The organism is Curtobacterium flaccumfaciens UCD-AKU (assembly GCF_000349565.1).
In the GTDB taxonomy this organism is placed as follows: domain Bacteria; phylum Actinomycetota; class Actinomycetes; order Actinomycetales; family Microbacteriaceae; genus Curtobacterium; species Curtobacterium poinsettiae.
Window position 1 is genome coordinate 152,916 of the sequence record NZ_KB714609.1, and the last position, 24,803, is coordinate 177,718.

The 24,803-nt window shown below is 68.3% G+C and carries 24 protein-coding genes; 3 read left to right on the plus strand and 21 right to left on the minus strand.

The genetic code is table 11. From position 1 onward, the window contains the following. Positions 1 to 5 precede the first annotated feature (5 nt). The 16 genes from H489_RS24305 to H489_RS24370 all read right to left on the minus strand — a co-directional run bounded on the left by H489_RS24305 (position 6) and on the right by H489_RS24370 (position 17,289). On the minus strand, positions 6 to 977 hold the full coding sequence (locus tag H489_RS24305) for a GDP-L-fucose synthase family protein (protein WP_017886292.1): 972 nt from the start codon (positions 975 to 977) through the stop codon (positions 6 to 8). Further along, the gene (gene gmd / locus H489_RS24310; RefSeq protein WP_017886293.1) at positions 977 to 2,005 is read right to left on the minus strand and encodes a GDP-mannose 4,6-dehydratase; all 1,029 of its coding nucleotides are present in this window, start codon (positions 2,003 to 2,005) and stop codon (positions 977 to 979) included. Before gmd ends, H489_RS24305 begins: the two co-directional genes overlap by 1 nt. Before the next feature lie 40 nt (positions 2,006 to 2,045). Next, positions 2,046 to 2,951: a beta-1,6-N-acetylglucosaminyltransferase gene (locus H489_RS24315; RefSeq protein ID WP_017886294.1), complete on the minus strand. Its 906-nt coding sequence runs from the start codon at positions 2,949 to 2,951 to the stop codon at positions 2,046 to 2,048. A 124-nt stretch (positions 2,952 to 3,075) separates the two neighbouring features. Next, positions 3,076 to 4,503: an oligosaccharide flippase family protein gene (locus H489_RS24320; RefSeq protein ID WP_017886295.1), complete on the minus strand. Its 1,428-nt coding sequence runs from the start codon at positions 4,501 to 4,503 to the stop codon at positions 3,076 to 3,078. Between the two features lie 20 nt (positions 4,504 to 4,523). After that, positions 4,524 to 5,351, minus strand: a complete 828-nt coding sequence (locus H489_RS24325) for a hypothetical protein (RefSeq protein WP_017886296.1) — start codon at positions 5,349 to 5,351, stop codon at positions 4,524 to 4,526. A gap of 143 nt (positions 5,352 to 5,494) precedes the next feature. After that, positions 5,495 to 6,583: a hypothetical protein gene (locus H489_RS24330; protein ID WP_152427178.1), complete on the minus strand. Its 1,089-nt coding sequence runs from the start codon at positions 6,581 to 6,583 to the stop codon at positions 5,495 to 5,497. Then, entirely contained in the window at positions 6,576 to 7,145 is a 570-nt protein-coding gene (locus tag H489_RS38775) for an acyltransferase (RefSeq protein ID WP_269429903.1), read from the minus strand. Before H489_RS38775 ends, H489_RS24330 begins: the two co-directional genes overlap by 8 nt. After that, positions 7,142 to 8,221, minus strand: coding sequence for a glycosyltransferase (locus H489_RS24335; protein ID WP_017886299.1), 1,080 nt, complete (start codon positions 8,219 to 8,221; stop codon positions 7,142 to 7,144). Before H489_RS24335 ends, H489_RS38775 begins: the two co-directional genes overlap by 4 nt. After that, on the minus strand, positions 8,218 to 9,519 hold the full coding sequence (locus H489_RS24340) for a hypothetical protein (protein WP_017886300.1): 1,302 nt from the start codon (positions 9,517 to 9,519) through the stop codon (positions 8,218 to 8,220). The genes H489_RS24335 and H489_RS24340 overlap by 4 nt, the downstream gene beginning before the upstream one ends. After that, positions 9,516 to 10,382 (minus strand): glycosyltransferase family 2 protein, encoded by an 867-nt coding sequence (locus H489_RS24345; RefSeq protein ID WP_017886301.1) that lies wholly within the window; start codon positions 10,380 to 10,382, stop codon positions 9,516 to 9,518. Before H489_RS24345 ends, H489_RS24340 begins: the two co-directional genes overlap by 4 nt. After that, a complete protein-coding gene (locus H489_RS24350) occupies positions 10,375 to 11,409 on the minus strand; it encodes a glycosyltransferase family 4 protein (protein WP_167578290.1) in 1,035 nt (344 codons plus the stop codon). Before H489_RS24350 ends, H489_RS24345 begins: the two co-directional genes overlap by 8 nt. A gap of 70 nt (positions 11,410 to 11,479) precedes the next feature. After that, positions 11,480 to 12,574: a glycosyltransferase family 4 protein gene (locus H489_RS24355; RefSeq protein WP_017886303.1), complete on the minus strand. Its 1,095-nt coding sequence runs from the start codon at positions 12,572 to 12,574 to the stop codon at positions 11,480 to 11,482. Beyond that, a complete protein-coding gene (locus H489_RS0118495; protein WP_017886304.1) occupies positions 12,567 to 13,373 on the minus strand; it encodes a WecB/TagA/CpsF family glycosyltransferase in 807 nt (268 codons plus the stop codon). The genes H489_RS24355 and H489_RS0118495 overlap by 8 nt, the downstream gene beginning before the upstream one ends. Beyond that, complete coding sequence (locus H489_RS24360) at positions 13,374 to 14,840, minus strand: sugar transferase (protein ID WP_235045658.1); 1,467 nt, start codon at positions 14,838 to 14,840, stop codon at positions 13,374 to 13,376. It abuts the gene before it with no gap. Positions 14,841 to 14,853: 13 nt separating this feature from the next. After that, entirely contained in the window at positions 14,854 to 15,801 is a 948-nt protein-coding gene (locus tag H489_RS36660; RefSeq protein ID WP_017886306.1) for a hypothetical protein, read from the minus strand. 15 nt (positions 15,802 to 15,816) lie between these two features. Continuing rightward, positions 15,817 to 17,289: a polysaccharide biosynthesis tyrosine autokinase gene (locus tag H489_RS24370; RefSeq protein WP_235045659.1), complete on the minus strand. Its 1,473-nt coding sequence runs from the start codon at positions 17,287 to 17,289 to the stop codon at positions 15,817 to 15,819. A gap of 131 nt (positions 17,290 to 17,420) precedes the next feature. Between H489_RS24370 and H489_RS24375 the strand changes: the two genes are divergently transcribed. Beyond that, positions 17,421 to 18,143 carry a CPBP family intramembrane glutamic endopeptidase gene (locus H489_RS24375; protein ID WP_017886308.1) on the plus strand — a complete coding sequence of 241 codons (723 nt, stop codon included), beginning with the start codon at positions 17,421 to 17,423 and terminating at the stop codon, positions 18,141 to 18,143. A gap of 74 nt (positions 18,144 to 18,217) precedes the next feature. After that, positions 18,218 to 19,501 carry a PP2C family protein-serine/threonine phosphatase gene (locus H489_RS36665; protein ID WP_017886309.1) on the plus strand — a complete coding sequence of 428 codons (1,284 nt, stop codon included), beginning with the start codon at positions 18,218 to 18,220 and terminating at the stop codon, positions 19,499 to 19,501. A gap of 166 nt (positions 19,502 to 19,667) precedes the next feature. On the opposite strand, the gene H489_RS24385 is transcribed toward H489_RS36665, so the two are convergent. After that, on the minus strand, positions 19,668 to 20,150 hold the full coding sequence (locus H489_RS24385; protein ID WP_152427180.1) for a hypothetical protein: 483 nt from the start codon (positions 20,148 to 20,150) through the stop codon (positions 19,668 to 19,670). 117 nt (positions 20,151 to 20,267) lie between these two features. Here H489_RS24385 and H489_RS24390 point away from each other — a divergent pair, with 117 nt between their 5' ends. After that, positions 20,268 to 20,807: a hypothetical protein gene (locus H489_RS24390; RefSeq protein WP_017886311.1), complete on the plus strand. Its 540-nt coding sequence runs from the start codon at positions 20,268 to 20,270 to the stop codon at positions 20,805 to 20,807. Positions 20,808 to 20,854: 47 nt separating this feature from the next. Here H489_RS24390 and H489_RS24395 read toward each other — a convergent pair whose 3' ends face one another. From H489_RS24395 to H489_RS24410, 4 genes are all read right to left on the minus strand, one after another. Beyond that, positions 20,855 to 21,526: a response regulator gene (locus H489_RS24395; protein WP_017886312.1), complete on the minus strand. Its 672-nt coding sequence runs from the start codon at positions 21,524 to 21,526 to the stop codon at positions 20,855 to 20,857. Then, entirely contained in the window at positions 21,523 to 22,962 is a 1,440-nt protein-coding gene (locus tag H489_RS24400; protein WP_017886313.1) for a sensor histidine kinase, read from the minus strand. The genes H489_RS24395 and H489_RS24400 overlap by 4 nt, the downstream gene beginning before the upstream one ends. Then, positions 22,949 to 23,923 (minus strand): CPBP family intramembrane glutamic endopeptidase, encoded by a 975-nt coding sequence (locus tag H489_RS24405; protein ID WP_017886314.1) that lies wholly within the window; start codon positions 23,921 to 23,923, stop codon positions 22,949 to 22,951. Before H489_RS24405 ends, H489_RS24400 begins: the two co-directional genes overlap by 14 nt. Positions 23,924 to 24,239: 316 nt before the next feature. Then, positions 24,240 to 24,731 carry an SRPBCC family protein gene (locus H489_RS24410; RefSeq protein ID WP_017886316.1) on the minus strand — a complete coding sequence of 164 codons (492 nt, stop codon included), beginning with the start codon at positions 24,729 to 24,731 and terminating at the stop codon, positions 24,240 to 24,242. Positions 24,732 to 24,803: the final 72 nt, after the last annotated feature.

The window sequence follows — 24,803 nt, forward strand, 5'->3', positions numbered from 1 at the left end:
ACCCATCACTTACGGACGGAATCCGCGTGTTCGCGGTACCAGTCGATGGTGCTGCGGAGCCCGTCTTCGAGCCCGATCTGCGCCGTCCACCCGGCTTCCGCCAGCTTCGACACGTCGAGCAGCTTCTGCGGCGTCCCGTCCGGCTTGCTGGTGTCCCAGACCGTCTCACCCTCGAAACCGACGATCTTGCCGATCGTCTCGGCGATCTCCTTGATGGTGACGTCCGAACCGGTCCCGACGTTGACCTGGTCAGGACCGTCGTAGTGCTCCATCAGGTGGAACACGGCAGCCGCCATGTCGTCGACGTGCAGGAACTCGCGGCGGGGCGACCCGGTCCCCCAGTTCTCCACCGTCGACGCACCGCTGCGGGCTGCCTCGTCGTACCGGCGGATGAGCGCCGGCAGCACGTGGGAGCCGGTCGGCGAGAAGTTGTCGCCCGGGCCGTAGAGGTTGGTCGGCATCGCCGAGATCCACCGACGACCGAACTGTCGGCGGACGGCCTGAACCTGCAGGATGCCGGCGATCTTGGCGATGGCGTACGCGTCGTTGGTGGGCTCCAGGTGGCCGGTGAGCAGCGCGTCCTCGTGGATCGGCTGCTCGGCCATCTTCGGGTAGATGCAGGAGGAGCCGAGGAACACGAGGCGCTCGACACCGTGCTCCACCGCGGCGTCCATCACGTTGACCTGGATCTGCAGGTTCTCGCTCAGGAAGTCGTGCGGGTAGGTGTTGTTCGCCATGATCCCGCCGACCTTCGCGGCGGCGAGCACGACGTGCTTCGGCTGCTGCTCCGCGAAGAACGCGAAGACGGCGCTGCGGTCCTTCAGGTCGAGCTCGGACGAGGTCCGCCCGACCAGGTCGGTGAATCCCTCCGACTCGAGCTTGCGGAGGACCGCCGAGCCGACCAGGCCGCGGTGCCCGGCGACGTACACGCGATCGGACCGGTCGATTGGACCGGGGGTGAAGTCGGTCGTGGACATCAGGAACCCCAGCTCTCGAGTCGGACTTTGTCGATCCACGGACGGCCTTCGTGCTCGAGCGCCGAGATGTCGGCGTCGACCATGATCCGTGCGAGTTCGGCGGTGTCGACCGTGGCCTCCCAGCCGAGCTTCTCCTTGGCCTTCGAGGCGTCACCGACGAGGGCGTCCACCTCGCTCGGCCGCAGGTAGCGCTCGTCGAACCGGACGTGGTCTTCCCAGTTGAGCCCGGCGTGGGAGAACGCCGTCGTCAGGAAGTCCTTGACGGTGAAGTCACCGCCGGTCGCCAGGACGAAGTCGTCCGGCTCGTCGACCTGCAGCATCCGCCACATGCCCTCGACGTACTCGGCGGCGTACCCCCAGTCGCGGACGGAGTCGAGGTTGCCGAGGTACACGTGGTCCTCGAGGCCGGCCTTGATCCGAGCGACGGCGCGGGTGATCTTGCGGGTGACGAACGTCTCACCGCGACGCGGCGACTCGTGGTTGAACAGGATGCCGTTCACCGCGAACATGCCGTAGGCCTCGCGGTAGTTCCGGGTCACCCAGTAGCTGTAGACCTTCGCTGCGCCGTACGGGGATCGCGGCCAGAACGGCGTCTCCTCGTTCTGCGGCGGCGGGGTGGCACCGAACATCTCGGACGAGGACGCCTGGTAGAAGCGCGTGTGGATGCCGGAGACGCGGACCGCCTCGAGCATGCGCATCGTGCCGACACCGGTGACGTCGCCGGTGTGCTCCGGCTCGTCGAACGACACCCGCACGTGCGACTGCGCGGCGAGGTTGTAGACCTCGTCGGGCTTCAGTTCGCTGAGCAGGCTGACGAGCCGCGCACCGTCACCGAGGTCCCCGTAGTGCAGGAACAACTTGGCATCGGGGTTGTGCGGGTCCACGTACAGGTGGTCGATCCGCGATGTGTTGAACGTGGACGCACGACGGATGAGTCCGTGCACCTCGTACCCCTTGCGGAGCAGCAGCTCGGCCAGGTAGGAGCCGTCCTGTCCGGTGATGCCTGTGATCAAGGCCTTCTTACGCAACTTGGTCCTCTACTTCACGTCGTTGATTCGAACGTGCGGCTCAGAGCCGCTCCGCCTTGATTTTGTCTCGCAAAGCCGTACTGGGGCCCGACACGATCTTGCGGATGAAGAACGCGTCGTTGGAGGCCACCAGTGGCCAATCCTCCGCAGTGAACACCCGGATGAGAGTCGGATCAATCAGATGCAGGTTGGCGTACCGCCAGTTCCCTGGCCCGACGTAGTCCTCGAAGCCACCCGCTGGGGTCGACGACGCGAACCGCGTTTGCATGATCAACGATTGGTAGAACTTCTCCTCCGGACAGAAGATCGACGCGAAGTAACGCTCGACCTCCGGCGTCACCAGCGCCTCCATCTCGCGAAGGCAGGTGGCGGTCAACGCGAAGTGTGTCCCACCGTGGCCCACTCGAAGTCCGTCAGGCACGCGCGGAGCCCGCCGCATGCTCAAGGGGCCGTCGATGATCCGTATGAGTCCGTTCCGGATCTTCCGGAGGACCCTGTTGTTCGTCCGCGTCGACAGAAGACGTAGGTCGCGGTGATGACGGCGGTCGATCTGGCTACGGTACTTCTGCTCGCTCTTCGATATCTCGAAAGCACGGAGGTACTGCCGCCCCGGGTGGTCCACTAGCTGCGCGATCAGCTCGCCCATTGCGCGAAGGGGATAGTCGGACCCGGAGAGCAGGATCAGGTAGTCATCGTCGTCTGCGAATTCGAGACCTCGCTCCACGAGTTTCCGGATGGCCCGCACTTGCGAGTAGCCGCCCCAGTTGACCTGGACCCTGTCCTCGATCATCCGGACGTTGGACCTGCCCGCAACAGCTCGCCTGAACGCCGACAGTTCGACCTTTGCATCGACATGCACGATCACTTCGTGCGGTGACAAGGCGTCGACGAGCTCCCGGAGGTGTTCCGCGTCTTGGAAGGTGTAGACGAGGAATATGGGCTTCACTGTCGACCCTTCATGGTGGAGGGAAACCCGGTCCACGCCGCGGCGCGACCCGTCTCCTGAGTGGCCGAATCTACCGTACGAGGGTAAGGCTCGGTCACCCGTCGAACCGGGCTTCGGTGGCCCACTAGGCGGCCTTGCCGCGACGCCCCAAGATCCCCCGGCGCCGAAGGATCTCAAGTGGTGGGAAAGCTCGACGCGCAACGAGGACCCACCCTGCAAGGAGGACGAGCCCGACACTCCCACCGGCGACGTTTGCGAGTGAGACTGATGAGTCGCGGAAGAGCGCGAGGAGCGCGAAGTAGAGCACGAGCGCGAATGCGGCGGGCTGGGCATATCCGAGCACGAGTCGCCGGAGACGGATCGCTCGGACTCGACGGGCCGCGAAGATGTGGACCACGTGCCTCCCGACCGTCGCTGCGATGAGCGCCACAAGGGCGAAGACGTACTGCTGGTGGACTGCGACCATCGCCACCCCGACGGCACTGAGAACGAATGCGATGGCCTCGGACATCCAGATGGCCCGGAACAGCGCCGCTGATTCGAGCGCACCGGCCAGGAGCACCATCAAGGGCTGGACAGCTCCGAGAACGGCGAGCAGAGGAAGGATCTGAGCTGCGAGTCCCCACCCCGGCCCCAACGCCACGTGAACGAGTTCTGGTCCCACTCCAGCGATGACTGCACCCAACGGCAACGTGAACCAGGCAACGAGGCTCAGCATGTCGAGCCATGCGGCTCTCGCGGCCGACGAGCCGATTTGGTAACGACGGAATTCCGGGTAGATCACCTGCATCAACGCGTTCTGGAGTTGCGAGAACGGGATCGTCGAGAGGACATCAGCGCGGTTCCACGCCCCGAGCACACTGGCTCCGACGAACTGACTGACACTCCACCGAGGGGCGTTGCCGGAGATGTACTGGAAGACCGAGACCGCGACCAGCTTGGTGCTGAAGCTGACGTTGTCGGACCGGAGGGCGAGTCGGCCTGGTACGAGATCACCGCGGAGCCGGGTGCCCGCCCAGAGCAAGGTCCCCCACTGTCCGATGATTGCCGACACGGCGAGTGATTCCGGGCTTCGGAAGAGGAGCACCGCTCCGGCACCCGCGGCCATTCCGACGACGTTGGAACAGAAGGTGGCGATCGCCATCTCACGAAAAGCGCCCTGGCGGCGCAGGAGGCCCGTGCTCAAGCTGAGGAACGGCATCACCAGCGCGCTCAAGGCGAGGAGACGAACTGCGCCGGCGGCCTCTGGAGCGCCCCAGAATGCGCTCCAGAGATCGGCTGTGACCAAGGTGAAGAGTGCCGCCGCCACTCCGAGGAGCAGCGCGTAGGTCGCGAGGGGCCGTGTCGACGAACGTTCCGCATCAGGTGCACGAGCGGCCGTCTGCGACAGTCCACCGGAACCCAGGAGGTTGACGAGTGCCGCGATGGAAAGCGCAACGCTGTACGCACCGAAGACGCCGGGAGCAGCGAGCCTCGACGTGAGGGCCGCGTAGCCGAGTTGCACGACGACGGTGAGGAGTTGCAGCCCGTAGACCCATGATGCCCCCGCCATGAGGCGTCGCCCGTTCGACGTCACGAAGAGGCACCCGCGACCAGACGGCCGAGACGAGCGGTATCGAGGCCCTTGTCCTCCTGGTAGGCAAGCCAGCGGCCGGAGTCGGGCACATGGTGCCACCAGGGGGTCCGAGCGATGACGGGAGCCCGCGACACGAGCGCGGCGAGGAAACCGAAGGAACTCGGTGCCGCTACGACCACCCGAGCTGCCGCAATCTCAATGAAGTCCTGATCGCGCTCACCTCCGTCGCTGATCGACACTCCGACTTGCTCCAGGTCGCGCAGGTCTGCAGCGTCGCCCGATGTGAAGAGCCTGATCGGCATGCTGCTGAGAGCTGGCACGCCCCTGATCTCGTTGATCAGGCGGTCGTAGTAGTCGAGACCGATCCAGCGGTCGGGATGTGACTGAGGGCCGATGTCGCCGCGCCGAGCGTGGACAGCGATGTAGTCCGCACTCGACTCGAGGCTCTGGAGATGGTCGCCGAGGTAACCCCCGAGGACTGCGCGTCGGAGCGGTTCTGCAGCCGGCGTTTGGTCCCAGCGCCGCTGATCCAACGCCAGGCGCCCGATCCACGGACGGCTCGAACGAGGTGCTGCACGACTCGTCGATCCTTGGAGAGCGTGAAGCGACCAATCGTCGGTCTCGAACCCAGTAGCGGCGAGGCGATGCTCGAGCACGTTCTCGGACGGTGCGGCAGCAGTCAGCTGCGCCAGGTCGAAGAGCCCTTTCGTGTCCTTCGTCACTTCCCCTCCGAGGTACGGCACCCCGAGATCGGCGGACCAGAGGTAACCCGCGATCCACGTCGACAGCTGATGGCCGAGATCGGGGTACGGATCGATGCGCACACGGAGTCCCAGCAAGTTTCGCGGAGGTGTCCAGTCCCCGGGCGCAGTTCGGCCAACGCTCCTCCTGCGAAGCTCGTTGGCGTTCCTGCCCCGCTCGATCCGAAGCGAAGCACGCAGGGGGAGCGTACTGATCGGTCCGATCCTCACGGCCGTCCTCCCTTCGTCCGGCCCCAAACCGCGTGGGCGTCCGCTTGGTCAATCCACCGGGTGCGCCAGTTCAGCATCTGAACCATGAGATCGTCCTGTCGAAAGGACTCGTCAGCGAAGCGACGGCCTGCGGCGATCGCGTCGAGGCGGTCGGTCGTGGTCGTCTCGGCCAGCACCTGCTCGATGGAACCGATGAGGGCCTCCGGCGTCCGTCCACGCAACAGGAATCGGCTGCTGCTCGCGGGGAATATCTCGTCGTACCCGGGGTGTTCGGTCGTCGCATGGATCGACCCTGCAGCCAGCGAGATGGGCAGCCTGTTCGAGAAGTAGGACGCTTCGCCCGCGAAGTGATCCCAGTTGGCGCTGACCCAGCCTGAGGTGATGGCCTCGTCCTGCGCTTCGAAGGGCACGGGCCCCTTGGCTGTCGTTCCGTCCCAGCCTCTCCCGAAGACAGCGAGCCGGTCTCCGAAATGCTGCTGCATCAACTCGACGAATCGAATGCGTTCCCGCCAGTCCGGCAGACCCCGGAGCCGAGGACGATTCCGGTTGGCGACGATGACGACGTCGTACGGGCGGTCCTTCCGGATCGGTCGGTCGAAGTTGGCGCTCCTCGTCGGTTCGTAGGCCGAAGGGATCCAGCGGACGTCTGCGCTCCCCGCCCTGCGGAAGTTCTCGCTGAACCCGCTGCTCCCCACCGTGAAGACGACGTCCGCGGCCCTGCCTGCCGCCTTCGCTTCGGGAGGGATCGGATGAAGGTACCTCGAGTAAGGGTCGGCCTCGTGGTAGATGAAATCACCGGGACAGGCTGCGCGCAGGGCCGCGAAGTGCTGCCGACGCAGTCCGGTGTGTCCGAGGTGTTGCATGAGCAGGATGTCCGGGCGGAAATCCGACACCCGTCGCACGAGCTCCGCACGGTGACGCTCGGCGTCTCCACCGTTCCGGATCGCGTCCAGGACGCTGAAGGTTGCGAGTGAAGCGACGCGACCAGCCCTGACCAGCGCTTCCAGCGGATCACGAAAGCCGAGTTGCCGGAAACCGCCAAACTCGTTCGGCACGTAGAAGATCCGTGGCGATGATTCAGGCATCGGGTGCACCTGCCGCCTTGTCAACGGCGAGCCGGACACCCTGTCTTCGCAAGACGTCCCAGTGCGCGCTCAGTTCTCCTTCGCGGAATCGAGGCCTGAGGACCTTTGCCGGGTTGCCGGCGACGACCGTGTTCGCCTCGACGTCCTGCGTGACGACTGAGCCAGCCGCGATGACGGAGCTGTCCCCGACCGTGACGCCGGACAAGATGATCGCTCCGAACCCGATCCAGACGTCACTTCCGATCGTCGTGACGGCGCTGAGGGTCGGAGTGTCACCAACCCAAGGACTCGCTGTGATGGGGACCCCTACGACCGTCATGTCGTGATCACGTCGACCGATGATGGCCGCCCGATTGGCGATGAGGACCGCGTCGCCGATGCTGCCGTCGACTTCGATACGGACGTCAGACCCGAGATGGACATCCGAGCCGATGGTCAGCGACGTCGGCGCCCAGAGACGGACGCGTGCGCCGAAGCGCAGGCCGCGCTCGCAGGACACGGTCGTCGGCAGCGCACGGAACCACCGCCGCCGCCGGATGCCTGTCAGCACTCCTCGGATCACGGGGCAGCCCTTCTTCGTCGTCTGGTGGTGCTGGTGGTGGTGGTGGCTCGGTACACCGCTGTGTACTCGGCGACTCCCCTGGCGGCATGGAAGTCGATCGTCGGACCGCTACTCGCCACGGCTCCCGCTCGGAGACGTTCGCTCCACTTCGCCGGTTCCCGTTCTGCGAGTGCGACGACACCACTCTGCCCCACGGCCCACCGGAGCCCCGGAACGTCCGAAACGATCGCGGGGAGGCCGACGACCAACGCTTCGGCAAGCGCAACGGGCATGCCCTCGTGACGGCTGGGCATCGCGAACACGCGCCCAGCGACGAGCGCTTCTCCCGGATCAGCTACCCCGCGAGCGACGAGGAGTCCTGCTCGCTCGAGACGTTCGAGGAGCTCTTCTTCAACGGGCCCGGCATCTTCTTCGGAACCGACGTGGGCAACGCGGAGGTTCCCGAGGAGCGCTGCCTCGAGTGCGATTTCGTGGTTCTTGATCCTCGAGCAGTTCCCCACGATGACGATCGGGGCTGAGGGCGCAACCGCCGACTCGGCGCGCTGACGCGCCAGATCGAAGAACCTGTCCTCCACCCAGTTGAAGATCACCTGGGGCCGACGGCCGAAGCGCATCTCATTCCCCGCCACGTCAGGGCTCGGAGCGATCAGAGCACTGATCAATCGGTCAGCGACGACCGCCTGCAAGGCACGACGCACAAACCATCGACCGCGCGCGTCGAACACGTTGTGGATGGTCCTCACGATGGGGAGTCTCCGATTCACCCTCCGGAAGGCGAGAACTGTCTGCAAGTACCGGCCCTCGGTGTGGATGTGCACGACATCCGGCTCGATGTCAGTGAGGAGGTGCCGCAGCACCTCGCGCCCAGCGGTGGTGTGCAATGCGCGGTCGGTGGTGGTCACCGAGTAGCCAGCGTCCCGGATCGCGCTTTCGAACGGGTGTTGCCGGCCCACGCCGAGGACATGACCGTCAACACCCGCCGTTTCGAACTCCTGTGCTCCGGATACGAGCATTCGCTCCATGCCACTCGGTTTGAGATCCCCGAGGACGTGCAGGACCCGAATCCTGGGCTTCACCCGTGCACCTCAAGCCGCCGCGAGCCGCGGGACGCGGGTACTTCCGGGGAGATCGCCTCGGGGAAGTCACGGTCGAGGAACGCCAGGGCGAGGGGCAGACAAGTCCACCACTGCCATGAGTACGTCCAACCGTAGACGAGGAAGCACACGAGCACAGCTGTCAAGAACACGTCGCGGTTGGCCCTGAACCCTGCGAAGAACCGAGGCAGGAAGATGACCAACATCGCACCGAGCCCGATCAGCCCCTCCCGCAGGTACACGGTGACGTACCAATTGTGCGGGGCGAAGACCACCCATCGACCAACGCCCTCGAATCTGCCGAAACCGTGACCGAAGGGTGCTCCGAACAGGACAGTCAGCACGCCCTCGCTCACCGACTGCACGATGAGCCCGATCCAGCTCGTGAGTCGCGCGGAGTACGTCCCGGTGTTCGATGCTGACCCGGCGAACTCCGCCGCGATGCTGCTCGACGACGACTGAGCAGCGGACACCAGGACGCCCCCGACGATGAGCACCCCGAAGAGCAGCACGAGCTTCTGGCGAAGCGCGCGAGGTCCGCGAAGCAGGAGAACGACCGCGACTGCGAGGGCCGTCACCCAAACAGTCCGCTGCTGGCTGACTATCACGAACACCATGAACAAGCCGAACAACCAAAACCAGCGTGCCTGAGCATTGCGTTGCCAGAGCCGGAGGGCAAGGACTGCGCAGAGCGTGAGGAGCAGGGCTTGGCCCGAGACCAGAGGCCGGCCAGTCTGGCTGAGTTCTCCACTGACGAGCACGAAGTCCGCGGTCCCGCCCAACCCGTACCGCGCGACGTGGTAAAGGCCGACGACGCACAGACCGACACCCTGCACGATGACGAAGAACTTCTCCGCGTAGACGACCTCGGATTGCGGCCAGGGACGCGTCACAGCCCAAAACAATATCCCGAGGACGTACAAGAACCCACGTGCTTCGTTCACGGCGACGCCGAGCCCGAAGGTCGCGATCCCGTGCACGAGCGAGATCGCGAGCAGTGCGACGAGCACCGCACCGGCGATGACCGCAACAGGTGGGAAGCGCCGGACAACGGCCCGAGCGTCCAGGAGTCCCGCGACGATCAGGCTCACTGCAAGCCCGTCGCCGAGGGTGATGGTCGTGCCACCGAACGTCCCGATCGTTCCGAAGTTCGGGTACTCCCAGGCCGTCACGGCGTACAGGGAGGCGGCCCAGTAGACGATGCGCGGCTGCATCCGCACCAGGCCGATCGCGAGGACCATCAAGATGATCGCCACCACGAGGAAGAGCAAGGTCGTCATCGGCTTGCCCCCTTGTCGCGAATCGTACGGCGGAGGGTCCGAAGCCACCAGAGCGCATAGGACGCTGTGTAGAAGAACCACCACGAGCGCCCACCGTGCCGGCGCAGGTAACGCCGCAGCGAGCGTGGATTGCCCGCGCCTTTCTGACTGGTGAACGAGCGCCAGGCGGTGATGATGGATCGATGCGAGACGGTCGGGTTCCGGCTGCAGGAACCGACCGTCCCCCCGACCACCCAGATCGGCACACCCCTCGAAGTCGCCCGCATCCCGTAGTCCACATCCGCGTACGCGTGGCTGAACCCTCCGTCGATCGGTCCGACCACCCGAGCGACATCGACCTGTAGGAGCACGACATTGCCGTTGAACGCGTCGACTCGCACCGCCTCCTCGACGCGTTCTGGCGGCTCGACGAGAGCGAACGAGAGCGGGTGGATTCCCGCCCGGCGGAGGCCTCCGTACGTCAGCTCGCCCGAAACTGGGTCGACGGTACTCCCGATCAGGATTCCCCCCGGCAGACGAGATCCCGCTTCGAAAAGGGCACGGAACCCGAAGCGCTCGAGCTGGACATCGTCGTTGAACCACAGCAACCAGTCGTCGTCCTGGACGTCGTTCCGTGCCAGCACCGCTGCCTCAGCAGTGGCCATGGACAACGCCCAGAAGGCCGAACCGTCACCTTGCAGCACCATCAGCAGGTCCACGGCAGCGTTGGCCTGTGCGATGGTGTCATCTGATGAGCCGTCGTCGAACAACGTGACGTCGTACTCGATGCCCGCACCGGAAGCTGCTTCGTGGAGCGAACGCAACGCGGTTCCGGTGGTCTCAGCGCGGTTGTGGCTGGCCACGATCACGTGCAACTTACTCATCGTCGTCCTTGACCGCTTCCTTAAGACCGCTGTGGAAATACTGCGCCATGTTCTCGATGGAGTACTTCTGAGACGCCCGGCGGCAGCTGTCTTGCATCGTCGCGAGCGTCTGCGGATCGCGAAGGAGCATCACGACCGACCGGGCGGCGGCCTCGATACCATCAGACACGACGCAGGTCCGGCCGGGCTCGAGGTAGCCGAACTCCGGTCCGTGCAGTGAAGAAGCGAGTGTGACGATCGGTCGGCCTGCTGCGAGGCTGTCGATGGCTGCCAAGCCGACTCGACCCGGAAGCAGGAGCAACTCGCTTTCGCGGAGCATGGCCGCTTTCGCCCGCCCGGAAACAGCGCCGCGGTAGTCGAGCCACGGAAGCCGGTCAGCGGCGGACTGGACCACACTTCGAAGCCGTCCGTCGCCCCCGACCGCCAGGCGGAAGGCGGGGTCCGCACGGTGCGCAGCCTCACCGATCGCTATCAGCTCGCTTATCTTCTTGCTGACGTCGAGGCCGCCGATGAAGCACACCTGGTGCTCAGACGTCGTCGTCATGACGGATCGGAGGTCCTCCTGCAACTGCCCCACGTCGATGCTGTTGTACAGGGTCGTGGTCCGCCTTGGATCTCGACCGATCCCGGCTGCCCACTCGGCACCTGATGGCGTGTACGCGAAGAACCAGGCGGCCTTCCGCGTTATCAGGCGGCTGTACAGGCGTTCGAGGCGGGACGGTACCTTCACGACGTCGGGACCGTGACCCCACAGCGCTGTCTTCCGCGCCATGCGGGGCCAGAGCAGCAGCAGCGGGACGTCGAGATTCCGTCGAGCTTGTTCCACAACGATGAGGTCTGCTCGCCAGACGTCGCGAGGCAAGGCTCGGAAAGTCAGTCGCTTTCCGAGCAAACGTACCTCTCGCTGCCGGATCTTGCGCAACCACGGGCGGTCCCGAACGGCATCTCGTCGTTGTGCGAGCGTGCCCGATGGTTCTCCCGCGAAGACGGTGAGCTCATCACCCTCCGCAGACAGCGCTTCCGCCAACTTGTCGAAGAGTGGCGCGCGGTACGCCGGAACGTACTCCTGAACGATTGCGAACCGTCGACCTGTCACCTCACACACCTGCCTTGAGGACCTTGGCCCAAGCGGCGCTGTAGCGAGTGAGTCCGAAGCCCTCACGCGAGGTTGCGAGCGCTCCGGCTGCAAGGCGTTCGCGATCACGCTCTGACGACAGGATCTCCCGACAACGATCGGACGCTGCCTCCCAGTCCCCCGAGGCGACGAGGAATCCGTTCTCGTTGTCTTCGATGACGTCACCGAGGCCGCCGACGTCGTAAGCCACGACAGGGACGCCCAACCGCATCGCTTCCAACACCGTCAAGGGTTGTGCCTCGTAGCGGTAGGTGCTGGGGAAGACGAGCACGGCTGCCGTCGAGAGCACATCGTCGCGCTCCTCATCGAACAGAGCACCCGTGAAGTTCACTCGATCGCGAACGTGCGGGGCAAGGAGCGCGCGGAGACCATCGAGGTACTCCTCCGACGACGCGCGCCCGATCACGACGGCGCGCGATCCCGGCGTGCTGGCGAGGCACCGGTTCGCGATGCGCATGAAGTCCTCAGCACCCTTGCCGGGGATGAGATTCGACAAAAAGACGATCGGCGATGCGTCGGAGCCAGATGCGGGCTTCCGCTCCTTTGCCGACACAGCGTTGGGGATCGTGATGAGCGAGTCGTTGAATCGCCGGACGTCTGCGACCATCGACTCTCCGAGAACGACCACGGAGGTAGCGCCACCGAGGAGAAGAGCGACCCCGCGGCGTTGCATTGCGCCTCGATCAGCAAGCTCGCGGTACCCCGATGTGTGCACGTAGGCGATGTAGGGACGCCGCAGCACTTGGAGTACTGCGCTCATGATCACGTCGACCCAGAACGACGGCGGCCGGTTCGTTGTGAAGAAGACCACCACCGCGCGTCTGTTGCGTCGGAGTGCGTTCCCGAGTCGGAGCAGGAGCGAGAAAGCGCTGAGGACCTTCTTGAGGCTGGTTCCGCCGATCTCGTCGACCGACTTGCTGAATCGTCGATCCACGAGGACCGCCCGCAGCCCGGAACGAGAAATCGCGTCCAGGAACGTCCTCGTCATGATCGTCGATCCGTGCACCGGCGGGGGAAGCTGGCTGATCACGACGACGTCCGCGCCTGCCTCAGCCATGTTGTCTCCGAAGCGCGAGGAGCAGGAACTTCACGTTGCCGAGCAAGTACCGTCGCCAGAGGCGTCGTGGCTCACGGGAGAGTCGGTACAACCATTCCAGGCCCGTCCGACGCCAAAGTTTCGGGGCTTCGACCACGTCTCCAGACACGAAATTGAAGGCAGCTCCCACCGCCAACACGACTGCGGGGTGCCGCTCAGCGAGTCGCTGGACCTCGTAGTCCTGTTTGGGCGTCCCGATACCCACCCACAGCATGTTCGCTCCCGAGTCCCGAATCAACGAGTCGATCAGTTCTCGATCGCTCGGTTCGAAGTCGGTGAAGGGCGGACTGAATGATCCCGCCACCACTGCATCGGGGTAGTCCCGCGCGATTGCCTGTTCGAGACGGGCAAGTGAGGCGTTGCTTCCGCCGAGGAGGAAATGACGGATGCCGTGGGACGGGTCCGACGAGAGCAGCTCGCGGAATGCGTCTGGACCCCGCAGGTGGGCCACCTGGCCACCCGCGCGACGGGCGATCCAAGCGAGAGGCGTCCCGTCGGCGATGTTCAGCCCGTCCGACTGGAACAAACGCAAGTAGCGCTCATCAGCGGTCAACGACACGGTGTAGGCGTTGACGAAGTGCACCGGCACCCCCACGTCGTCCAGGTGGTCGGCGATGAGCCTCAGTTCGTCGACGATCGTCGATCCGAGCACCGCGACCAGTGGCACGCCCGCGACGAGCACCGTGGGAAGGGCCAGCAGGTTGTCGCGGGGGTTGGCCTTGTTCTCACCGTCGGACTGGGCGTCGCTGTGATCAACCATCTAGTACGCACCCCGGCTGTTGGCGATTGCCTTAAAGGTCTTCCAGAGGATGAGGAGGTCTGCCACGATCGACCAGTTCTCCACGTAGTACAGATCGAGCCGCACCGAATCCTCCCACGACAGGTCGGACCGGCCGCTCACCTGCCACAGGCCGGTCATGCCGGGCTTGACGAGGAACCGACGGTGGACGTGTGTGTCGTAGCGGGCGACCTCGCGCGCCAGCGGCGGTCGGGGCCCGACCAGGGACATGCTGCCGGCCAGGACGTTGAACAGCTGCGGCACCTCGTCCAGGCTGTAGCGGCGCATGAACCCGCCGACCCGGGTGACGCGGGGGTCGTTCCGCATCTTGAACAGGACGTCGTTCCCCTCGGCCCGGTCGAGTGCGCTGAGCTCCTGCAGCCGTTCCTCGGCGTCGACGACCATCGAACGGAACTTGATCATCCGGAAGGTGCTGCCGTTCAGGCCGACGCGCTCCTGGTGGAAGAAGACCGGACCGGTCGAGGTCGTCTTCACCAGCACGGCGAGCACGAGCAGCAGCGGCGACAGGACGACGACGAGCAGCGCTGCGCCGATCAGGTCGAAGGCGCGCTTCGTGTAGAGCTTGCGCCCCGAGTACGTCGGCGTCTCGACGTGGATGAGCGGCAGGCCCTGCACCGGTCGGGTGTGGATGCGCGGGCCGCCGATGTCGGTCAGGCTCGGCGCGACGACCAGGTGCTGCCGCCCCGGCTCGAGCGACCAGCTGAGCTCGCGGACGCGCTCCGGCGGCAGGTCGTCGGAGCTCGTGATCACGACGGTGTCGGCGCCGGTCTCACGCAGCGCGGAGCCGACGTCGTCGAAGCCGCCGTGGCTCTGGATGCTCGAACCCGCCAGCAGGCCGCGGTGGTTCGTCGACACGACGGCGCCGACCACGCGGTAGCCGGCTTCGGGGGAACGCGCGAGCTCGCGCCCGATGTGCAGCACGCTGGCCGGGGAGCCGACGAGCAGTACCGTCGCCGAGTAGGCACCGTGTTGGCGCTGGGCGACCAGCCACTGCCGCCAGATCCACCGGGAGAGCAGCAGGACGAGGATCCCGATGGGGAACGCGATGAGCACGTACCCGCGGGCCAGGTCGACGTGCAGCAGGAACGCTGCGATCGCGAGCAGGCCGAACACCCGGACGCTGGAGTCCGCGACGAGCCGGTACTCGGTGCTCCCCACGCCGATGACGCGTGCGCCGCGGGTGTCGTACAGGGCGAGCGCGCTCATCCACACGACGATCACGACGATGGAGATCGAGAAGTAGCTCAGCCGCAGGTCGGCGGTGTTCGTCGCCAGGTTCGACTTCAGCCCGAGCCAGGCGATCTGCACACCGAACACGACCCAGATCAGGGCCAGCAGGTCGGTGAAGAGCACACGGCGTGAGTAGCTCCGGCTCCACTCGTCCGTCGCGCCGATCGGTCGCGGTGCGCGCAGTGCGTCCGCTGTCACGGTCGCCGTCCGGTCACCACGTCGCGCCACCGTCCGACGAGACCCGGACGGTCGTGCCGTCCCACAGCCACACGTCCTGCCCGGCGCGGTCGATGGTGACGGTGTTGTCGGTGTCGGCTCCGTCGGCGCAGCCGATCGGCGTGGTGGACGACGACGGCGTCACGTCGGAAGCGGACATGGTCTCGATCTGCACGCCGTCGCACGACGCTGCGCCGACACGGGCGAGCGTGTACTCCCCGCCGTCGACGCCGACCGAGCGCACGCCGCCCAGCGGCACGTCGACCCACGCTGCCTCGCCGGTCCGCCACTCGAGCTGGCCGTCGCAGATGACGACCGAGGTCTTGTCGCCCTGGAACGCGTCGATGGGGTCTGCGCAGGGCGCCTGGACGGTCCCGCTCGCGAGCACGACGCCGTCGGTGCTGATGCCGGCGCCGGCGGCGCCGGGCGCACCGGCTGCCCACGTCACACCGGCGTCGGTGCTGGTCCGCGCGGTCGCGGTGCAGTCGTCGCCGACGCCCGCCAGGATCGAGAGCTCCGCACTGGAGGCCCGGATCGCCATGAGCGATCCGACATCCGTCCCGAGTCCCACCTTGACCCACGTCGCCCCGCCGTCCACGGAGTGTTCCAGCACCGGCCGCGGGCCGCCGCACGATCCGCCGGACGCGCGCCATGCCTCCTGGCCGTCGACGGCTGCCAACAGGCGCCGGCCCTGTTGCTTGGTCCCTGCGGCGTCCGCGTCAGCGGTCGCGCTGGCCCGCGGGGACTCGCTCGCGTGCGGCATCCGTGTGAAGGTCGGGATCGGACCGGCGGGTCCGTTCTGTTCGGGCGCGGTGCGGCCCAGGGCGAGCGAGACGAGCACGACGTCGATGATGATCAGCGCCACCACCACGACGGCCACCACGATCAGGGTGGTCTTCGGCAGCGCACGACCGAGGCCCCGGGTCCCCCGGCGATTCTTCATCGTCCGCCGCTCCGCTCAGCGTCCGGCGCGGCGGAGCACGCCGAGCTTCTTGCTGGCACGCTTCGGCGGGTGCGTCGACGTGGTCACGGTGTTGTCGTCCTCGTCGTGGCCGTAGCTGTACCCGTAGCCGTACCGGCCGTGGCCGTAGGCGCCCGGGCCCTTCAGCGGCATCTTCGTCAGGACGAACCCGGAGATCGGTGCGCCGACGTTCGCGAGCGAAGCGACGGCAGCGGCGAGCTGGCCCTTCAGGGTCTGCCCGGAGGCGACGGCGATGATCGCACCGGACGCCTTCTTGGCCAGGATCGCGGCGTCGGTGACCGGCAGCAGCGGCGGGGCGTCGAACAGGACGTAGTCGAACTGCTGCTCGAGCAGGTCGATCAGGTCCTGCATCGCCCGCGAGCCGAGCAGCTCGGACGGGTTCGGCGGGATCTGGCCGGCGGGCAGGACGACGAGCTTGCCGCGGCCCCAGGGGTGGGCGACGTCCTCCAGGTCGGCGCGACCGATCAGCACGTCGGTCAGCCCGGCGTTGCTCTCGACGTCCATGTACTCGGCGACGCGGGGGCGGCGCAGGTCGGCGTCGATCAGGATGACGCGGAACCCGGCGCTGTCCAGGGCGATCGCCAGGTTCGCGACGGTGGTGCTCTTGCCCTCGGACTGCATCGACGACGTCATGACGAAGGTGCGGGCACCGGTGCCGATGTCCAGGAACTGCAGGTTCGTGCGGAGCGTGCGGAACGACTCGGCGCGGGGGCTGCGCGGATCGACCTGCACGATGAGCGGGCGTTCGGCCGCCTTGGCGTCGAAGGCGATCCCGCCGACGACCGGCTTGTCGCTGATCTTCTCGACGTCGAGTTCGGTGCGGATCCGGTTGTCCAGGGTCTCGCGCAGGATGGAGATGCCGATGCCCAGTGCGAGCCCGACGAGCAGCCCGAGCGCGACGTTGACGGGCACGTTCGGGCTGACCGGCGTGCTCGGCACGTCGGCCTGCTTGACGCGGGTGAGCTTGACGGTGCTCTTGCCGCTCGCGTCGGTGGCCTCGATGTCCTGCACGACGTTGGTCAGGCTCTGCGAGGTCGCGTTCGCGATGTTCGCGGCCTGCACCGGGTCGGTGCCCTCGACCGAGATGGCGATGAGGGTGGTGCTCGTCGGCGCCGTCGCCGACACCATCGTCGCGAGCTGGTCGGCGTTCATGTCGAGCTTGAGCGACGAGATCACCGGCAGCAGCACGATCGGCGTCGACACCAGGTTGGAGTACGTCAGCACCCGCTGCTGGGTGAACGTGTTGCCCTGCGCCAGGTCACTGGCGCTGCCCGACGTCTCGGTGGAGACGAAGACCTGCGCCGATGCCGAGTAGACCGGCTTCTTCAGCAGGGAGAACCCTGCGGCTGCGGCCACTCCCACCAGGGCGAGTACGACGATCAGTACCCATCCCTTGCGGAGCACCGTGATGTAGTCGCGGAGTTCCACGCCTTTGCCTTCCCCGATCATGGCCGTCCCCGTGGTCCCGACACAGGCGCACCGGGGTACTCCCAGCACACGGCATACAAATAGTGCCACAGGAACGAGTCCTGCCCGGGGGAAGTCGCCATCCGGCGCGCGGTGTCCTCTACGGTGGCCCCATGCGTTCCGAGCCGGCCCAGACCGCGACCACGCCGAGCGTGCGGCGGCAGCGGGACCTCATCGTCATCCTCGTCGCGCTCGGCGTCGCCGTGATCCTGACCCGGATCGTCGGACAGGTCACCCGGACTGGGGGCATCCCGTCGCCGGTCCTGCAGGTGCTCGCCGCGGACGCCGCCGTGTGGGTGCCGCTCGTCATCGCCGCCGCCGTGGCGCTCCGTCGGACCCCGTTGCCGGCGATGCTGTCACGGCTGCGGCTCGACCTGGGGATCGTGGTCTTCGCGATCGGCATCGTGATCATCTGCCGCGTGGTGGACGTGTTCCTGTCCCTGTCGTTCACGGGGACGACCGGCCTGGTCCCCGCACCGACCCTCGGCACGCCGGACGTCGGGCTGCTGCTCGTGTCGGCGATTGGCATCGTCGTCGTCAGCCCGGTGCTCGAGGAAGTGGTGTTCCGCGGGCTGTTCCAGCGCCGACTGGCCGCCGAGCTCACGCCCCGCACCCGGTTCCTCGCGGTGCTGGTCACGGCGCTCCTGTTCGCGCTGCTCCACCTGCTGCTCGGAGCCGGCGGCACGACGCTCGGCGGGTTCCAGGTGTTCGTGACGACGTTCCTGCTCGGCGTCCTCACCGGCACGCTCGTGGCGATGACCGACCGCATCGGCGGTGCGATCCTGGCGCACGTGCTCTTCAACGCGGTCGCGGTCGTCGCGACCTGGCCGCGCTGATCGGCCACGCTGGCGTCCCCAGAAGGGGTCAGCACCGGTCGTCGGCCGTCGCGGAGCACTAACCTGCACTGAGCATGACTCGCCCAACCAGCATCGTCGACAACCCCCTCGTCCGTCAGGCTCCGATCAGCGGCCTGTTGGCGCTGTCTGCGCTGCTCAGCATCGTGATGCCGTCGTTGCCGATCACGGCCCACCACCTGTTCGCGGCGAGTCTGGTGTGCACGGTGGTCGCGACCCTGATGAGCGCCGTCCCCGCGCTCGTGCACGGCGCCGCCTGGCTGGTGCCGGTCCTGCTCACCGTCGACTTCGTGACGATCGCGCTGCTGCGCACCGGGACGGGTTCCGGCTCGTCGCTGTTCACGGCGATCGTGGTGCTCCCCGTGGTCTGGTGGGCGTCGCTCGAGGGCCGTCGCACCGTGCTCTTCGCGATCGCGGGCATCGTGCTCGTGATCCTCGCGCCCTACGTCCTGACCCCGTCCGACGCGCCCGGCCCGAGTGAACTCGTCCGTCTGGGCATCCTCGTCGTCGTGTTCGGCACCGTCGCCGTCGTCGTGCACGAGCTCTCCCGCCGGGCCCGACGCAGCCTGCGGTCCGCCGAAGCACGCGAGGGCAAGGTCCGTGCCGAGATCGACCGGGCAGCCGCGGTGCAGCGTTCCCTGCTCCCGACGACGACGGGCCGCATCACCGAGGACGTCGTCGTCGCCGGTGCCTGCCTGCCCGCCCGGAGCGTCGGCGGGGACTTCTTCGACTGGTACCCGACCAACAGCGGCGTGGCGGTGAGTCTCGGCGACGTCATGGGCAAGGGCGTCGGTGCCGGCCTGATCGCCGCAGCGGTCCGGTCGACGCTCCGGAGCGCCCGGACGGTCGACGACCCGGCCGAGGCGCTGAAGCGGGCGTCCGACGGCCTGAGCGCCGAGGGCATCGGGCCCGACCTGGCCTTCACCACGCTGTTCCACGCCCGGATCTCCGATGACGGCACCCTCCGGTGGTCCGACGCCGGGCACGGGCTGAGCTTCGTGCTGCGGGCCGACGGGCACGTCGACCGACTCCGGTCCGGCGACATGCCGCTCGGGCTCGGCATCCGCGAGGAGTGGGTGACGGCTGAGAGCACCCTGGAGCCGGGCGATCTGCTCGTCTCGTTCAGCGACGGCGTGCTCGACCTGTACGAGGGGCTCGAGGAGACCATCGAGGCGGTGGCCGAGATCGCGCGCGCCGGACGTGACCCGCACGCGGTCGTGCTCGCCCTGTCGGCCCGCGCCGACGAGGTGCCGCACGACGACGACGTGACGGTGATCGCGATCCGTCGGCAGCCGGTCCAGGTGGACGCGGCGCGACCGCTCGCGCTGCACGCCGACTGACGGCGGGTCCGCGGGACGCGTGAGACGGGCCGCGGGCCGCGGGCCGGATTGGTACGCGCCGCCGCTCGAACCCGAATCGTGCGGCGACGCGTGCAGACGGTGCGTCTGCCCTCGGACGCCCTAGCGTCCTCGGTCTGTGGGGTGACCCGTCGGGCCACCGGGCGGGTCAGTGGACCAGGTCGAGCTCCCAGACAGGCGGCACGTACGCGCGGGACCAGCCCTCGCGCAGGCGCGTCACGGCGCGGTCGAAGGCCTCGAGCAGGTCCATCTCCGGCCGCACCATGGACTGCAGCTGCAGCCCCTCGTAGGTCGCGAGCAGCTGCTCCGAGCCGCGAGCCGGCTCCATCGTGCCCGGCTCACGCCCGAGCAGCACGTCCCGCTCCAGTGCGTGCTGCACGAAGGCGTGGAACCGTCGCCACCGGGCGTGCAGCATCGGCGCGAGCGGGTGCTCGGGCGACGCCGCGATGTTCAGCGTCGCCGTCAGGAAACGTGCCACGACATCGAGGTCCACCCCGGCCGCCGCTGCGACGACCCCGGGGGTCACCTCGTGCAGGGGGCGGGACCGCAGCGCCGTGATCATCCCGATGATGGCCTCGCCCCGCAGGGAGGGGTTATCGGGGCTGGTCACCAGCGGCGGCTCGATGTGCATCCAGACACTGCACCAGCCCGTGGCCGCTGCGACCAGTCCCCCGAACGGGAACGTGCGTTCCCCGGACAGGGGCCGAACGCCCTGGTCTCGACGGGTCGCGTGGGTCATACTCGGCCCATGCAGTGGGGACGGATCGCACCGGTCGTGGCACTCGTCGTGTTGCTCGGCGGCACCCTGGCCGGCTGCGCCACCGAGACGAGCGGCGACGACGACGCCGGCCCCACGGGTCCGAGCACGCAGGCCGGGCCGCTGCAGTCCGGGTTCTGCGCCGACTACGTCCCGCTGAAGACCTCGGCCGAGCGCCGCGACGCCGCCGACCTGGTCGTCGACGCCGACGTCACCAAGACCGACCGGACCGTCGAGCTCCAGGGGATCTACGACGTGTACGAGGCGACGGTCACCGACGTCCCGAAGGGCGACGAGGACGCCTCGGGTCCGAAGCCGGGCGACACGATCCAGGTGATCAGCACCTCGGACCAGTGCGAGACGAGCGGCGAACCGGTCGAGTACCTCGAGGGCGACCCCCTCGCCGACGAGGGCACCTTCCGCCTGTACCTCTCCCCCGCCGACGACGACGGGGACGCCGGCGGCGCCGGGGACGCCGCCGTCTGGCGACTCGTCGTCCCCGGCGCCGCCGAGCCGCAGCCCGCCGGCTGACACCGCATCCTGCAGCCTGACGCAGCAGCCGGCTGACACCGGGTCGACTACGGCTGCTCCGGCACCGTCACGATCCGGTTCTGGTACGCCCACACCACGGCTTGCAACCGCGACCGCACGCCGAGCTTCGGCAGCATCCGCGCCAGGTGCGACTTGACGGTCGACACCTCGAGCACGAGCGCCACCGCGATCTCCTCGTTCGACATCCCCTGCGCCAGCAGCAGCAGGACCTCGCGCTCGCGGGCGGTCAGCACGCCGTCGGCCCGGTCGCCGGACACCGGCTGCAGGCTCCGCCGTGACACGAACTCCCGCAGCACCCGCCGGGTCAGGGCCTGGTCGAGCGTGCCGTTGCCGGCGGCGACCTGCCGCACGGCGTCGACGATGGTGTCCGGCTCGGCGTCCTTGAGCAGGAACCCCGAGGCACCGGCCTCGAGCGCCCCGAACACGTAGTCGTCCAGGTCGAACGTCGTCAGCATGAGCGCCGGGATCGCCGGATCGGCGTCCGGCGCGCAGAAGATCCGCGCGAGTTCGATGCCGTTCATCACCGGCATCCGGATGTCCAGGCAGGCGACGTCGGGTCGCGTCTCGCGCGCCAGCGCGAGCGCCTCGCCGCCGTCGGCGGCCACGCCGACCACCTCGATGTCCGGCTCCGCGCCGAGGAGCGCGGACACCCCGGCGCGGACCAGGGGCTGGTCGTCCGCGACCAGCACGCGGATCACGCGACCACCCCGGTGCCGCCGGCGGCCTGCGTGGGTGCGGCAGGTGCCTCCCGGCCGAGCGCCAGCTCCACCAGCCATCCGCCGGTCGCGGTCGGGCCGGTCTGGAGGCGCGCCCCGACCAGGTCCGCCCGCTCACGCATCCCCCGCAGGCCGTTGCCGCCCGAGGGAGAGGTCCCCGCTGCCGGCGCGGTGGCGGGTGCGTTCTCCACCCGGATCACCGCCCGGGTCGCGTTGCGGTCGTCGATGGTGACGGTGCACGGGGCGGACGGGGCGTGCAGGGCGGCGTTGGCCAGTGCCTCCTGGACGGTGCGGTAGGCGGCGAGCTGCGCGAGCGGGCCGACGCCGTCAGCGAGCGGCCGGTCCCCCGGCAGCACGTCGAGCCGGACGTCGCTGCGGAACCGGGCTCGTTCGGCCAGGTCGACGATCCCGGCGACCGTCTCGACCGCACGCTCGGCGGGGGCGTCGTCGCGGAGCAGGCCGACCAGGCGGCGGAGGTCCTCGAGCACGGCCGTGCTCTGCTCCCGCACCTGGCGGGCACCCTCGTGGGCACGCTCCGGGTCCGCGTCGATCTGCCGGTCGATGACCGCTGCCATCAGTGCGATCCCGGACAGGTGGTGCGCGGCGATGTCGTGGAGTTCGCGGGCCATCGCGGCACGCTCACGGGACACGGCGGCGTCGACCAGGGCGTCCTGCTCACGGTCCACGGCGCTGGCCTCGGCCGTGCGGGCGACGCGGACCTCGCGGCGGGACTGCACGAGCAGGGTGACCAGCAGGGGCAGGCCGACCGCGCCGATCGCCTGCAGCACGCCCTGCCCGAGCGAGCCGGACACGGCGGTCGTGGCGTCACCGGCGGTCGTGGCGTCACCGGCGAGCGCGAGCACCACGTTGCCGGCTGCCACCAGGGCGGCGGCGACCACGAGTGTCGGCCAGAGGCGGGCCAGCGCCACGCGGAGTGCGGCGACGACGACGCCGACGAGCACCGGCAGGGCGGTCAGGCCGAACAGGTCGGACGACTGCGGGGCGAGCCCGGCGACGAGCACCGGGAGTGCGGCGACCACGATCAGCGCGGTGCGGGGTGCCCGGCGGGTGGCGAGCAGGGCGGCGGACTGGGCCAGCAGGCCGAGGGCCAGGATGGTCCAGGCGGCGGAGAACACTGCGGGGACCCCCAGCGCCAGGGCGGGGCCGTCCGGTTCCAGGCTGTCCAGGGGCGGCAGGCCGAGCAGCAGCCCGAGGGCGACGACGGCCGTGCCGAGGGCGACGAGGACGTCGACGCGGCCGGCGCGCTGGGCGGGTCGGGGCGACTGCGCGGGCTGGGCGGGCTGCGTGGGCTGGGCCGGCTGGGCTGGCTGGGCTGGCTGCGCGGGCTTGGCCGGCTGGGCCGGCTGCGCGGCCGGCTCATCCGGTGCGCGCAGCGCGTCGTGCTCAGCGGGTGCCATCGTTGGATCCTACGAGGCGGGCGCGGGTGGGGACCGGTGTGTCGAGGGGCAGGGCGCGTCGGGCGGGGTCGTAGCCCAGGCGGCCACGGGTCGCGACGAGCAGCACCACGGCGGCGATCGTCGACATGATCGTCAGGCCGATCATCAGCGTGCCGGCGGTCATGCTCGGGTACATCTCAGGGAACAGGGTCGAGATCGTGTTGTTCACGCCGACGTGCAGCAGCAGGGCCAGGGGCAGGCTCTCGCGGGTCTTGTTGAACACCTGGATCATCACCACGTTGAAGGTGATGGTGAACAGGGCGAACACGACGGGCTCGCTCCAGTGCGCGTTCGGCCACCCGCCCCAGTCGCTGAGGTACAGCGGCATGTGCCAGAGCGCCCAGATCGGACCGAGGATCGCCGCCGCACCGAGGCCCCCGAAGCGGTGCTGCAGGCGGGGCAGGGCGAAGTCGCGCCAGCCGGGCTCTTCGCTCAGACCGGTCGAGAACAGCTGGATGATCAGTCCGGGCACGAGCATGGCGAAGGCCAGGCCCGAGGGAGCCCGCACGTCACCACCGGCGAACGGCAGCGCGGACACGACGATCAGGGCCGGCACGACGACGAGCGCCAGTGCGTACCAGTACCAGGCGACCCGCCAGCGGAACAGTCGCCCCACCCAGCGGCGCAGGCCTGCGCGACCGTCGGCGACCGCCGTGACGATGAACGCGCTGCCCAACGGGCCGAGGAGCGCACCGGGCAGGACGCCCGTGAACTGACCGCTGCCCAGGACCTCGGGGAAGTGGATGTCCCACACCCCCATGCCGTGCGGGGACAGGATGTACGGCACCCACGCGAGCCAGCTCAGGCCGAGTGCCATGGTGAAGAAGGACACGAGCGGGTGCCGGGCGATGAGGCCGCGGACACCCCCTCGGTCGCGGGCGGCGGTGCCGGCGGGAGGCCGGACTTGGGTGGTGTTCGTCATGCAGACGACGCTAGGAATCATCACGCCCGGGGACGACCGGCTTCGGGACGCACCTGCGGGAGTTCCATCGAAGGATGCAGGTGCTCGTGGTCGTGTCCGGGCTCGTGCTCGTGTCCGGGCTCGTGCTCGTGTTCGTGTTCGTGCTCGTGGTCGTGTCCGGCGCTCCTGAACACGCCGTCGTCTTCGTCCGACGCCCCCTGATGCGCGAGACGCCGCCGAATCCGGAGGCGTCTCGAGCGTTCGGCGGCGTCTTCGCAACACGCCGTCGTCTTCCGAACCGACTCGCCCGCACGACGCCGGCGTCTCGCGGGTCCGTTCAAGCAGCGCGCTGTGCGGCCACGTGGGCCAGGACGACGGGGTCCTCGCAGCCGCGGGCGAACCCCAGGATGCGCCGGTCGATGTCCCGCTGCAGCACCAGCACGCCGATTCGCTCGGCGATCGGCGCGAGCCACTTCGGCCGGCACGTGAAGTTGTAGCGCCAGACCGCGAGCGTGTGTCCGGGCTGCCCCTCGGCCGCCGTGAAGCGCCAGCCCCCGCCCATGCGCTCGAAGAACCACGAGCCCTTCGTCATCTTCATCCCCACGTTCGACGGCGGGTGGTACGAGACGTACTCGCTCTCCATCGCCAGCCCGAACCGCTGCACCGTGTACGTCCGGACGCCCTTCGCCGGCACGGTGGCCCCGTCCATCAGGTGCTGGCGGCGGATGAAGGGGTCCCAACGCTTCCGGATCGCCCCCTGTGTCTGCGAGACGGCGAAGGCCACGTCGGGCTCGACCGGGACGACGCAGCGGGACTCGACGACGGGCATGAGTCATCCTCGCACTTGGCGGTCGCGCGGGCCTCCCCCACGCGGCGGACGTCAGGCCCGGTGCCGACCGGC